Here is a 12845-nt window from a genome sequence, read left to right as displayed (position 1 = left end):
AATATAAAACCTTGCTAGTCCTCACAGAAGTCGCTCGCCAACAACAGTGGTTATTTGACAACGATAAACAGAGTATTGAGGATAGAATAGTAAGTTTAAGTCAACCCCATATTCGTCCTATAGTCAGAGGAAAAGCCGGGAAAAGCGTAGAGTTTGGAGCCAAACTATCAGCGAGCTGCTTTGAAGGATATGTATTTTTAGACCGGATGAGCTGGGATAATTTTAACGAATCAGGGGATTTAAAAGCCCAAGTAGAAGCATATCATAGGTTCACAGGATATTATCCAGAGTCCGTTCATGCAGATCGGATTTACCGTACAAGGGAAAACCGAGCATGGTGTAAAGAAAAAGGAATTAGGCTCAGTGGGCCCCCTCTAGGAAGACCAAGAGCAAACGTCAGTAAATCAAAAAAGAAGCAAGCCTTAGAAGATGAAAGAATTAGAAATGCGATAGAGGGAAAGTTTGGGCAAGGCAAACGAAGATTCGGTCTGAATCGAGTGATGGCAAAACTTGATAATACATCTGGTACAGTTATTGCAATTACTTTTTTAGTCATGAACCTTGCTACCTGGTGGCGCCGGGTTGTTTGTGTGTTTTTCTGTCTATTTAGAAAAAGAACACCTGTTTTTAGGTGGAAGATAATCCCCAATTATAATTGGGGGGACTCGATACAGAAAAAACTTATCTTTAACTGAGCTTTCAGATATCGTGAGCTCCTGCTCTTGGTTGGCGATCGATTATTCAGCAAACCCTACTTATCTCTTGACTCCGCTGCATACAGGTGCCAGCGCTCAAGCTGGTAATATGATGGGAATTGCTCGCGAGAGTTTTAACGAACTGCCATATATCCCTTCTTCTTCTTTGCGGGGCAAAATTCGTGCAGTATTAGCAACGATGCACCCAGAGCAAGCTGGAACTCTCTTCGGTGAAAAAATCAAGGATGGCAGTCAACCCACCGAGGGCGAAGTCTGGTTTGCTGATGCCACGTTGTTGCTATTTCCTGTAGCTTCTTTCAGCCATCAATTTGTGTGGATAACTTGCCCTTTGTGGCTGAGTCGCTGGAACCGCTGGCTGCAAAATGAAGATTTAGGCAAGGTGATTGAAGAGTGGCGATCGCACCTCGAAGAGGAAAGTAGCACCAAAAAAGCAATTACTTCTGTTTCGGGCAACCAAATCTACTTACAAGGCGCAATTTTAAATGAAGCAGATATAGAACGAATTGATAAAAAAGCTACTTTCTGGGAATGTTTAAAAGAAATTCCTGACGGTAGCGGTATTCTTGACTTAAAGCAAAAATTAGTGGTTCTTTCAAATCAAGATTGTGCTTCCTTGGTAGAAACTGGTTTGCAGCGAGAAGTCCGCATTGCGATCAAAGACGGTGAAAAAACTGCCTCTGATGGTTCTTTCCGCTCAGAAGAAGCGATTCCCTCAGAAACCATTCTGTTTTTTCCTTGGGGACTCAAACCAGGGAAAAATGAACAGGTAACAGAAAATATTCGTCAATCTCTCCAAACTATCTTGAAAGATAAGCTGCAATTTGGCGGTTTAGAAGGACTTGGGCGGGGTTGGACAGACAATAAAACTGTAGAAATTAAATTCAGCAAAGGAGAATAGATGATGTTGAAATTAGACACGCGAGATTTTAGTCATGCGGCATACAAAGGCTTACTGGGAGTCAAAGAGAAAGTCAATTTTAACAATCATAAAAAAGCGAGTTCGGTTGTGCAAAGTTTGCCTTCTTATGTGTCTACTTGGGGATTGCACAGATTAGCAGGAGACGGACTCAAATATCAATCTGGAGAAACTAAGTACAAAGGTCAAGTTTACCAGCAGTTCTTGAAAACTTTGCAAAGTTTAAGTCAAGTGCCATTTGCACCCGACGATCCGCGTACTTTGTTTGGTATGGAATTACAGGCTTATGCGGGATTAAACCGTTTGGCGATCGAACTATCGCGAGAGTGGTCATTTTGGGCAACGCCAATTCTAGGAGAAGCGGAGGAAGGATGAATTCTAAACCAAATCAATCTCGAAATCCCGCCGATATTTGGCAGGATTTCATAGCAGCAGAGCAAAAAAGTAACTCGAAATTGGGGAAACTATTTGCATCTGCAAGCTACGGCGGTTATGACAATAGCGTACTGACACTTTTCTTTGCTGATGAGGCAAATTGCAAAGCAGCTAAGGGGCAAATCCAACCCCTGAAAGATAAACTTAAATCTCGGTTGCTGTTGTGCGATCGCATCGACTTTCGCATTGGCACTGCTGCCCCTCCTCCATCGCCATCCAATCAAAAATCGAATGCAAAACCGCTCCAAACACCCCGGAATATGGGCAACCCCTTACAAGCACTTAATTTCGCTAAATTTGGACGCGATAAACAGGGCAAACCCCTCGCACAACCCGTACTGGAAGCTGCCGCCAATGCTGAAAAAGATTGCAGCTATTTGTATGAGAAACTCAATCAACGCACTCTCGATTTAGCTGGCGGAGAAAGCAATACTTTCAAAATTTCTTTTAGCTGGCGAATGCGAGTAGGAGGAACTCGCGGTTTTGCTGAGTTACTTTTACCCGCGCTGCATCCCGTTTTCGGCATTCCCTATATTCCCGCTTCCAGTCTCAAAGGAGCAGCACTCGCCTGGGCAGAAAGACACCATTCCAACAAAGGTGAAATTCAAGAATTATTGGGAATGCTAGAAGGTAAAACTGCCAAAGCAGCCAAAATTGAATTTTTGGATGCTTTCCCCACGAAGCCTTGTCTCAGCGTCGATGTAGCAACTCCTCAATGGCATTGGCAAAATCCTGAACAAAAAGTTATCTACAACCCCGAACCGCATTCTTTGCTTACTCTCGAACAACCTCAGTTTCTGATCGGGTTCTGCCCAACAGGAACTCAATATGCTGACCAAGTTGAGGTTGTAAAAAAATGGCTAGAAAATGCGCTCAAAACTGGCGGTATTGGTTCTCGCGTCAGCGGTGGTTACGGCCGCACTGTTAGCCAAGAAGCACAGTTAGGTCACAGCAAAAGCTTTGATTTTGAGCTATGGACTCAAGGGATGTACGGCAGTAACCCGCCCACAAAAGATAATAAATACCAAGGAAATCCTGAATTTAGACCGACAGCTATTCGGGGTATTTTGCGTTATTGGTTTCGGGCTGTAGCCTTGGGATTATATGATGCTACCACTTGTGTAACTTTAGAAGAGTTACTCTTTGGCAAGTTGGGGCAACAAGGTAAAATTTTAGTAAGCACTCGCATTAACCCATCTCAACGGAAAGACCCTTATTTATATACTGGAAAAATTATTTTGGAGGCTACAGAAGTCAAGTATTTGAGCTTAATAGAAGGTTGCCTGATTCTAGGTTCTCATCTTGGAGGAGTTGGACGCGGTTCTCGCCGCCCTTTGCACCTATTAAATGGTCGGATGCGTGGCTGTCATTGGTTTATAGATGGGGATAATTTACCGCTTGTTAGTAATGAGCAACAATGGCGGACTTTTTTTAAAAGTGTTACCACTGCTTTTAAAGCTGTACAGTCTTCAACTAAGAGTTATAACAGCAGTCCTGGTCAACCGGGGAACAAACAGCGCCATCAAGATGTGTTGGATACAAATGCTCAAATTTGGCTGTTAAAAGATGCTGTTTTGCTCAATCCAGAGAAAGTTAAAAACTGGCAAAATGAAGGCGATAGCGCCAATATTAAGGGTGCTGCTTTGAATCTGCTGTACGGCGACACTCGATTTAAAGGAGTCAGCGGCGGCACTGGCAATGCCAATGTCGGTGGAGAATTAGGAACTCCTTCTTTTGTGTGGATTAAGTCAATTTTTCCGGCAGATTCGCCTTATCAAGTTGTAACTATTTTTGGTAGCAATCATCCTGACCGTTTGAATTTAGCCACAGAACTTAAAAACCAAGGAGCTATTTTAGTTTACGGTCAAATGTCTTCCAGCAGTCAGCCACCACCTTCAAATTTACCTAAGCCCGGCCCTCGACGCAGATAAAAATGCGATCGCACATTTTTTCTTCTGTCTGTTCGGGTAAGCATCCTGCTTGCCCATTTCTCCCTAAAACTTCCCACAAATTATCCAGGTAACAACAATGGCAAGCAGCATCGTCCTCTCCTTCGTCGGCCAACAAGACCCCTACTCCGACAACACCGAGCATGAAGGCTCGATCGCCACTTTAATCCGCCACCTTCTCGACCAAAAATACAGCATTCGCCGCGTCATTCTTCTTCACACTCAAGATGTCGCCCAAAAAGCTAACGATACCAAACATTGGCTGCAAGACAAACCTTTTAACCTCCCAAAAGAAACCATCGAATTAGTCCTCGTTGGCGCAGAACTTTCTGCCGATCCCGTCAGTCTATTATTAGCAGTTCAAGAAGCTCGAAAAGGTCTAGAAAAAGCAGTTCCCTTCTTAAGTAAACAAGATAGATTAGAATTTAATGCTTCCTCTGGAACGCCTGTTATGAAAACTTCCTGGAGCCTTTTACAAGCAGCAGGATATGCTCCACACAGTTCAGTTTGGCAAGTGCGAAACCCTAAAGAAATGAAAGAGGGACAGCCTCGCGTTTTCCAAACTAATGTCGATACTTTGAAAAATGAATTTGATTTCAAAGTTGTCAAGCGGCAAATTGAAGATTATAATTATAGTGGCGCTTTAGTCACTCTCAAAGATAGCAATCTCTCCACCAACCTAATTATTGCTTTGCTTGAGTACGGTCAGTATCGCATCGCTTTTGACTTTGAGCGCGCTTCCGAGGTCATCCAGCCTTTTGCTAATCTTGTCGAACCGGAATTTATTTCAGAAATCAGCAGTCTCCGGGAAAAAGATCAGATATCCCTGTTTAAAGAAGTCTATTTCAGAGCTATAACTAAGCTTAAAAATCAGCAATATGCGGATTTTGTGGCAGATATTTTCAAATTCCAAGAAGGATTTCTCCGCTTTTTAGTAGAAACTAAGCTCGGATTTTTCCCAAAAAGTTATATAGAAACTCAAGGGTTTCGGCATAAGCTTAAAGATTTTGATGGCGGAAATCTTGATTGTTTTTTGAACGACTACACACTAGATAATGGTGAACAACTTAGGTTTTCACAAGGATTCCCCAGCCGAATTGTGCTAATAGCAATTTTGGAATACTATCAGCAGGAGTTTTCCGAGTTGTTGGAATTACTCGGACAATTAAACGATTATTGCCTACTGCGAAATATCAATACCCACAGTTTTGAAGGAATTTCTGAACTAGAAAATCCAGGAAGAATCCTTAAAATTTTGCGGGATATTTTGCGGCAAAAAACAGCAGTACCGGATAATAATTCCTTTAATGTTCTTAACAGTAAAATCTGTAATTTATTAACAGATGTTTTGCAGAGTTAATGGCAGATGATTTCGAGCCGGGGGTCTAAATCCCCAGCCAACTAACAAAATTAACTAACAATTTTCACCCTCAACCGCTATCTAAAACCAAACTTTACCATCCATATTCAACACAAAATACCGCACTATGTACATCACATCCCGTGCATCCACAATCCGTAACTTCTCCCTAGCCGCCGTCAACTCTCATCATCCTCTTAATCGCACCCCTGGAATTGGCCACCGTAATTTCTAACACATTCCTTGTCACAGTAGCCACTTTTTTTGCATCGACCATCGCCGACCAAATCGTTCGCTATCTCCAGCCCTCTCGCGCCCCAGAAATCCAAATTCCCTTAGAATCTACCCCAGAATCGTCGCAAATTAGCCCGCGCCGTGGCGATTCCCAAAATTTAGACAGATAACCAACAATTTTGCAGCGGCGGGTTTATTGCTTATGCGTACCGTCTACGTTTCTCAGCCGGGTTGTTACGTTTCCTTGCACCAAGAAATGCTGGTCATCAAAAAAGGCGAATCTGTACTCGGTGAAATTCAGCTTCCTCTCCTTGAACAACTGCTGATTTTTGGTCAATCTCAAGTCACAACTCAAGCAATTAGGACTTGTCTGTGGCGGAGTATTCCCATCGCTTATCTTTCCCGCATGGGTTACTGTTACGGCCGCATTCTTCCGATCGAACGCGGTTATCGGCAACTCTCTCGCTATCAGCAACAGTTGTGTTTTGCTGAACGTTTGCAAGTAGCCAGACGCATTGTGCAAGCTAAGCTGAAAAACAGCCGCGTTATCCTGATGCGGCAGCAGCGCCGACAAGCTTCTGATGTCATTGCTTTTGCGATCGACTGTTTGGAACATTTAATCAAAAAAGCTGGGGAGGCTGAAACTATTGAGAAGTTGATGGGGATGGAAGGTGCGGGGGCTGCTCAGTATTTCTCGGCTTTTGAAGAATGTCTCAGCAATCCTGATTTTGTGTTTGTCGGCAGGTCGTGCCGCCCTCCGGGTAATCCGGTTAATGCGATGCTCAGTTTTGGCTATCAAGTTCTCTGGAATCATTTGTTGAGTTTGATCGAATTGCAAGGTTTAGATCCGTATTCGGCTTGTTTGCACCAGGGAACGGAACGCCATGCGGCTTTGGCTTCGGATTTGATTGAGGAATTTCGGGCACCTATTATTGATTCGTTAGTTACTTATTTAGTCAACCGCCGATTTGTGGATGCTGGCAGCGATTTTGCCTACAGTAACGGGGGGTGTTTCTTAAATGATACTGGCAGGCGCAAGTACCTGAAAGCTTTTTTAGAACGCATGGAGGAGGAAATTGAAACTGACTCCGGCAAGCAGCCTAAGTGGGATTTGCTGAACCAACAAATCAAAACTTACAAACAGTTCGTTTACAACCCAACCGAGCTTTATAAACCTTACCAAATTCGTTAAGCCTTGCTTTTCTACGTGGTGATTTACGATATTCCCGACAACAAACGGCGCTCTAAAGTGCATGATTTGTTGGAAGGTTACGGGACTTGGGTGCAGTATAGCGCTTTTGAGTGCGTACTCAGTCGGGCTAAGTTTGATGAATTGCGATCGCGAGTTGAGCAAAAGGTAAATCTCGAAGAGGATAGCATCCGGTTTTATCCTGTGTCGCGCCATACTTTGGGACAGGTGGAGGTTTTGGGAGTGGGAGCGCCGGTGACAAAAGCACCTGGGTCAGTGATTATTTAGCTAAGGTTGCGAGGCTGGCAGTAAATTAGCTCAAACGACCTTTTTGCGTTATGAGCCTCGCAGCATTACTGGGCAAGGGTTTCAAGAATTATCGCGAGCGAACACAGGTGTGAGTTCCACAAAAAATATCTGAGCCTCGCAAATGGCTTTTAGACACCTTGCGCTGTCTTGGGTGTATCATAGAGGACTCCCCACTCGTTGGGGAAACTAATTGAATGGAAACTTCAAATTAATAAAAGTCATGATTGAACCTTAAAAGACTACTTCCTCCCCACTCGTTGGGGAAACTAATTGAATGGAAACCTCCCAATCTTGTAGATTGCAGTCTATTTTGAACTTCCTCCCCACTCGTTGGGGAAACTAATTGAATGGAAACTATAGTACCAGGGCGTTGTGTTTGCCCTTCTTAAGCTCCCCACTCGTTGGGGAAACTAATTGAATGGAAACTTCTCTCTGTCTTAGTGGCCGCTTGTGGCTTTTCTCCCCACTCGTTGGGGAAACTAATTGAATGGAAACTGTAGGTTACAGACTTTATCTAATTGACGTTTAATCTGTAACACTCCCCACTCGTTGGGGAAACTAATTGAATGGAAATATCATCGTCCACGCTTCCGCGAGCGAGTTCGAGACGGGTGTACCTGTCTCCCCACTCGTTGGGGAAACTAATTGAATGGAAATTGAAGAGGAAACCTGTCCATCAGTGCTTCATAAGTAGGCTCCCCACTCGTTGGGGAAACTAATTGAATGGAAATACGAACTCGTCTCCGCTCATCCATTGACCTATCTGTTCTACCTCCCCACTCCCCACTCGTTGGGGAAACTAATTGAATGGAAACCCAAGCTGTACATCAGAATCTAAGGTGAAAGGAGTAATAACTCCCCACTCGTTGGGGAAACTAATTGAATGGAAACTAACCGATATCGTTGTTATAAACTTTTGAACCAGAAAGATCTTTCTCCCCACTCGTTGGGGAAACTAATTGAATGGAAACAGGACGGCTTTCTTGACTTTGCTCTTTGGAACAACTCCCCACTCGTTGGGGAAACTAATTGAATGGAAACTCGAAAGTGGTGTAATAATCGCTATGAATAGCCCAGTATTGCTCCCCACTCGTTGGGGAAACTAATTGAATGGAAACTGAGGTTTACGCTTGCCGTTACGTTTTGCACTTTCTGGGGCTCCCCACTCGTTGGGGAAACTAATTGAATGGAAACGGATTTTCCCACGTGCGATCGCCCCTGAGCAGAAATTCTGCACTCCCCACTCACTGGGGAAACTAATTGAATGGAAACGTAAAATCCGCTACCAACAGCCAACACAAGAATTAGTGGACTCCCCACTAGCTGGGGAAACTAATTGAATGGAAACTTTTTGAGAATGTCTGCAATCTCGCGCCCTGGATTAAGCTCCCCACTGGCTGGGGAAACTAATTGAATGGAAACGCTAGACTTTCAGCGCATTTAGCCAACATCAGGTGAGGCATTTTTGCTCACTTCCCACTCGCTGGGGAAACTAACTGAATGGAAAAGCCCGGATAGTCTATAGGGTGGCAGTCCGGGTTTTTCTGTCTACAGTTGTTTACAGCACACCCTGCTCTCTAACTTCTGGCTCCAAAGGGAGGCTGTACCAGTTTCAAGCCGTAGGCTGGGAAAAAGGATTATGTCCGCCTAGAACAAGGTTTTGGAGTGAGTGGGAAAATAGCTGCCTGCCCGTCCGGTTAAGGACACTTAAAATCGTGTGTCACGCGCTTGACACTATTTAATGACCTTAGCAGTTTCACACTCTGGCTCAGGATATGTTGCTATCCTGATCTAGCCTCCGCTAACCTCGCGAGGCTGGTGACAAAATACCTCAAATGACGTTTTTGCGTTCTCAGCCTCGCAAGCTTACTGCGTAAGGGTTTTGGGAATGTTTTCTGGGTAGTCACAAGTTTTAATTTGACGTAAAACCTCTGAGCCTCGCAAAGGCCCTCTAGACATCTTGCACTGTCTGGGGTGTATCATAGAAGACTCCCCACTCGCTGGGGAAACTAATTGAATGGAAACCCAAGAGCTTCCGCCATTATGAGAATCATTACTATTGTAGATTCCCCACTCGCTGGGGAAACTAATTGAATGGAAACAACCATAATTGACCCCACTGAGCATTCTTGGTTTGACCTAGCCTCCCCACTCTCTGGGGAAACTAATTGAATGGAAACTGTCATTGTTTTTCATACGCCTCTGATGGTTGAATCTCCCACTCGCTGGGGAAACTAATTGAATGGAAACTCAGCCAGATTTGCTGCTTCTATTACAGCTTGAGGATTCCCCACTCGTTGGGGAAACTAATTGAATGGAAACTCATGTACAATCCAGCAACCTTTCTCGTCGTCGTATCCGACAATTACCCTCCCCACTCATTGGGGAAACTAATTGAATGGAAACGTAGAAGCATTTCGGAAGTTACTATCTTGAGCTGCGCCTCCCCACTCGTTGGGGAAACTAATTGAATGGAAACTCGACTAAGGCGGCGTTGTAGCCTCGGTAGTATTCCCTGTTGACTCCCCACTCGTTGGGGAAACTAATTGAATGGAAACTTGGATTTCTCCAGTTCAACCAGCGCGTAACTTTTGAGAGAGTTTCTAACTCCCCACTCGTTGGGGAAACTAATTGAATGGAAACAACTCATCACCGGACATCCACTGCCCGATCGTATCTACTCCCCACTCGTTGGGGAAACTAATTGAATGGAAACCCTTTGTCATGGGCATCCGAAATCAGTTGTGCGAGAAGTGACCGCATCTCCCCACTCGTTGGGGAAACTAATTGAATGGAAACTCGTGCGGATCACTGTTGCCGTGAATTCCAATTTCCAAAGCTTCAGCATGATATCCAAAAGCAATACGAAACTCCCCACTGGTTGGGGAAACTAATTAAATGGAAACGCGGTGACGTGCATTTTGAGCCGGAAAAATATTCCCCTGAAGCCTCCCCACTGGTTGGGGAAACTAATTGAATGGAAACATAAATCCCATAGGGGCCAAGGCGACCCCAAACGCAGCGAGGCCGATGCCTCCCCACTCGCTGGGGAAACTAATTGAATGGAAACTCTAGATCCAAGAGTGCTGAGCCGATCCGATTAATATCTTTGACTCCCCACTCGCTGGGGAAACTAATTGAATGGAAACAGGAGCATCGGTACAGTCGAGATCACATCTGTAAACTCAATCTCTCCCCACTCGTTGGGGAAACTAATTGAATGGAAACATAACCCAAGATCGCTTTCATCCGAGGTCTTTTCTACTCCCCACTCGTTGGGGAAACTAATTGAATGGAAACCCCAGCGCGACCGTCGTCATGTGCGGCACCGTCAGCTCCCCACTCGTTGGGAAAACTAATTGAATGGAAACAAGAAATCTTCAGCCTCATCCTCAGCTACTAATTTAGGTAGCAACTCCCCACTCGCTGGGGAAACTAATTGAATGGAAACTCATCAACGGCAACAAGCGGACGGCAAGCGCCAGTCTCTCCTCCCCACTCGTTGGGGAAACTAATTGAATGGAAACTGGAAGTTAAAATTCCAAATCCTTTGAACACCGCCTACGGCAGCCCGAACCTCCCCACTAGCTGGGGAAACTAATTGAATGGAAACCCGCCGCTTTCTAGATTCAGAATTGGGTGCTGATATTTTTCTTGTCTCCCTACTCGTTGGGGAAACTAATTGAATGGAAACTTGTAAACCCCTGGCTCGACAAAAGCTTGTACAATAAGTGAGTGACTCCTCACTCGCTGGGGAAACTAATTGAATGGAAACGTGAAATATTCGTAGATTGCATGAACGAGCAGCGAGGACTCCCCACTCGGTCGGGAAACTAATTGAATGGAAACAAGATTTTAGATCAACGTGCTTGCTCTTGCAGTTTCTTCTCCCCACTCGTTGGGGAAATTAATTGAATGGAAACGTATAAAGAGATATAACCTTAACTCCTCCTCTTGCTTTAGACTCACTACTCACGACTCACGACTCCCGACTCACTCCCCACTCGTTGGGGAAACTACTTGAATGGAAACTTAGCAATTTTTTCGCATTCTAAAAAATACTTGCAGCCCCCCACTCGTTGGAGAAACTAATTGAATGGAAACGCAAACAAACCGCCCATGTACGATCGAATGAACCACTCCCCACTCGTTGAGAAAACTAATTGAATGGAAACAAAATAACTCACCAATTGCTTTATTAATTCTTGTTTTCTCCCCACTCGCTGGGGAAACTAATTGAATGGAAACTTTTCCTTCCTTGGTGGTGGGTTTGGAAACGGAGGAGCAATTAATCTCCCCACTCGTTGGGGAAGCTAATTGAATGAAAAAGCCCGGATAGCCTATATGGTGGCAGTCCGGGTTTTTCTGTCTTCACCCGTTGACGGCAGTTAAACGATGAGGCTAGAGACTTTGCGATCGGTGTAACTAGCCCAGGAAACTCAATTTCTCCATCTTGGATTTGGAACCCCTACAACCCTCAAGATAGGTTCATATCCTGACCCAGGGCTTAAAACTTCTACAGATTCATCAGGATATACCAATTCCCTGCTTCAGAACGTCAAATCTCTATAACTGCGTGTTTGTACAGACGTATCAAAACAAAAAGGGAATTAAGGTAGAGATAGAGGTGGATTTTTATGCGAGACGCTATAGGGTGATCGAAACGCGATCGCAACTCGCTCTTGATTCCGCTGCATCTACGGCTTGTTTGACTGCAATCCCAAACCCGAATGAAACCCCATGAAAATTAATTGCAAGGTATCCAAAGCCCTGGCTGCTGCTTTTTTAGCTTTATTGACTGTCTCGCTTGCGGAGAGTAGCTGGGGACATCCGGGTCGCACTGATGCCAGCGGATGTCATACCAATCGCAAAACCGGAGACTACCATTGTCACAATGGTTCGGGTTCCGGGTCAGGTTCCGGGTCGGGTTCTGGGTCGGGTTCTGGGTCAAGTTCGCCCAGTGGCGGAGGTTCGGGAAGCGTTTGCCTGACATTCACCGACTGCATGAGTCGGGGAGAAGCGCAGCTTAATTCGGATGCAGCCCAGGCGCTCAGATATTTCCAGCAAGCCTTACTCCTCAAACCAGGGGATATCAAAGCATTTACCCAGATTAACGTTGTCGAGCCTTACGTGATGGCGATACCCGGTTCTTGTCCAGATTTTAAAACCTGTATGAATTTGGGATACGCAGGAATGAAACAGAAAAACTACCAAACTGCGTTAGTCAATTTCAAACGAGCCTTAGCGTTTGATTTAGGAAACAAGTACGCCGTTGAAGCGATTGGTAATGTTTCTCGCTATATCCAACAATCGCGCAATTGATATAAACCCTTTAAAACCTTTACACCCGCTACACTGCGACTGTGACGGGTTTTCTGTAAGTGCCAGCTTCTTAAAAACATCAACTATTTATAGCAGTTATCAGTTACATGAGGTATTTCTTTGAATCGGAAACCTTACCAATAAAGGAATTTAACATACCTCACTATAGCGAGAAAGGCTATAGGTTGCGATTAATTCTTTGAAATGGTATGACATAACTCTTATTAGCTCTCACCCAGCAGCGGGTGCTGCTCATAGAATGGCTGCCCACCCATATCCAAGGTTTTCCCCGTCGGTCAAGAGAAATTCCAACAGCTTCAAATCTTTCTCCTGTTGGCATAATCCTATCAACTGGCAACTCAAGCTGATCCAGTCGGTTACTTTGATTAGTCCTATTTTGACACCGAACATTCAA

At 44.6% G+C, this 12845-nt stretch carries 10 protein-coding genes and 2 CRISPR repeat arrays; of the genes, 9 read left to right on the top strand and 1 reads right to left on the bottom strand.

The features are described from left to right. The 9 genes from QUA74_RS28370 to QUA74_RS28335 form a co-directional block, all read left to right on the top strand. Positions 1-695 (top strand): transposase (locus tag QUA74_RS28370; RefSeq protein ID WP_333335819.1); only part of this gene is annotated, 695 nt, incomplete at its 5' end. Positions 696-708: 13 nt separating this feature from the next. Continuing rightward, the gene (gene cmr4, locus QUA74_RS28365) at positions 709-1614 is read left to right on the top strand and encodes a type III-B CRISPR module RAMP protein Cmr4 (protein ID WP_333335816.1); all 906 of its coding nucleotides are present in this window, start codon (positions 709-711) and stop codon (positions 1612-1614) included. After that, positions 1615-2007 carry a hypothetical protein gene (locus QUA74_RS28360; RefSeq protein ID WP_333335813.1) on the top strand — a complete coding sequence of 131 codons (393 nt, stop codon included), beginning with the start codon at positions 1615-1617 and terminating at the stop codon, positions 2005-2007. Further along, a complete protein-coding gene (locus QUA74_RS28355; protein ID WP_333335810.1) occupies positions 2004-3998 on the top strand; it encodes an RAMP superfamily CRISPR-associated protein in 1995 nt (664 codons plus the stop codon). Before QUA74_RS28360 ends, QUA74_RS28355 begins: the two co-directional genes overlap by 4 nt. Before the next feature lie 97 nt (positions 3999-4095). Continuing rightward, complete coding sequence (locus tag QUA74_RS28350) at positions 4096-5376, top strand: hypothetical protein (RefSeq protein ID WP_333335808.1); 1281 nt, start codon at positions 4096-4098, stop codon at positions 5374-5376. A gap of 188 nt (positions 5377-5564) precedes the next feature. Continuing rightward, positions 5565-5780: a CRISPR-associated protein Csx18 gene (csx18, locus tag QUA74_RS29980; RefSeq protein WP_445302181.1), complete on the top strand. Its 216-nt coding sequence runs from the start codon at positions 5565-5567 to the stop codon at positions 5778-5780. A gap of 32 nt (positions 5781-5812) precedes the next feature. Beyond that, the gene (cas1, locus tag QUA74_RS28345; protein WP_333335805.1) at positions 5813-6802 is read left to right on the top strand and encodes a CRISPR-associated endonuclease Cas1; all 990 of its coding nucleotides are present in this window, start codon (positions 5813-5815) and stop codon (positions 6800-6802) included. A gap of 3 nt (positions 6803-6805) precedes the next feature. After that, a complete protein-coding gene (cas2, locus tag QUA74_RS28340) occupies positions 6806-7087 on the top strand; it encodes a CRISPR-associated endonuclease Cas2 (protein ID WP_333185230.1) in 282 nt (93 codons plus the stop codon). Between the two features lie 187 nt (positions 7088-7274). Further along, positions 7275-8616: direct repeats of the CRISPR family, unit length 36 nt; unit sequence CTCCCCACTCGTTGGGGAAACTAATTGAATGGAAAC. A 480-nt stretch (positions 8617-9096) separates the two neighbouring features. Next, positions 9097-11356: a CRISPR direct-repeat array (repeat unit 36 nt; unit sequence CTCCCCACTCGTTGGGGAAACTAATTGAATGGAAAC). A gap of 492 nt (positions 11357-11848) precedes the next feature. Beyond that, positions 11849-12430, top strand: a complete 582-nt coding sequence (locus tag QUA74_RS28335; protein ID WP_333335802.1) for a YHYH domain-containing protein — start codon at positions 11849-11851, stop codon at positions 12428-12430. Positions 12431-12608: 178 nt separating this feature from the next. On the opposite strand, the gene QUA74_RS28330 is transcribed toward QUA74_RS28335, so the two are convergent. Then, positions 12609-12845 (bottom strand): hypothetical protein (locus QUA74_RS28330; protein WP_333335800.1); only part of this gene is annotated, 237 nt, incomplete at its 5' end.

Source organism: Microcoleus sp. LAD1_D3, assembly GCF_036702135.1.
Lineage (GTDB): Bacteria > Cyanobacteriota > Cyanobacteriia > Cyanobacteriales > Microcoleaceae > Microcoleus.
This window is presented reverse-complemented; position numbering and strand designations above follow the sequence as displayed.

What these genes read in the sequence shown, in the direction of transcription:
- QUA74_RS28335 (WP_333335802.1), top strand. Translation starts at nt 11,849, where the DNA reads ATGAAAATTAATTGCAAGGTATCCAAAGCCCTGGCTGCTGCTTTTTTA.
- cas1 (WP_333335805.1), top strand. Translation starts at nt 5,813, where the DNA reads ATGCGTACCGTCTACGTTTCTCAGCCGGGTTGTTACGTTTCCTTGCAC.
- QUA74_RS28350 (WP_333335808.1), top strand. Translation starts at nt 4,096, where the DNA reads ATGGCAAGCAGCATCGTCCTCTCCTTCGTCGGCCAACAAGACCCCTAC.
- QUA74_RS28360 (WP_333335813.1), top strand. Translation starts at nt 1,615, where the DNA reads ATGATGTTGAAATTAGACACGCGAGATTTTAGTCATGCGGCATACAAA.
- QUA74_RS28355 (WP_333335810.1), top strand. Translation starts at nt 2,004, where the DNA reads ATGAATTCTAAACCAAATCAATCTCGAAATCCCGCCGATATTTGGCAG.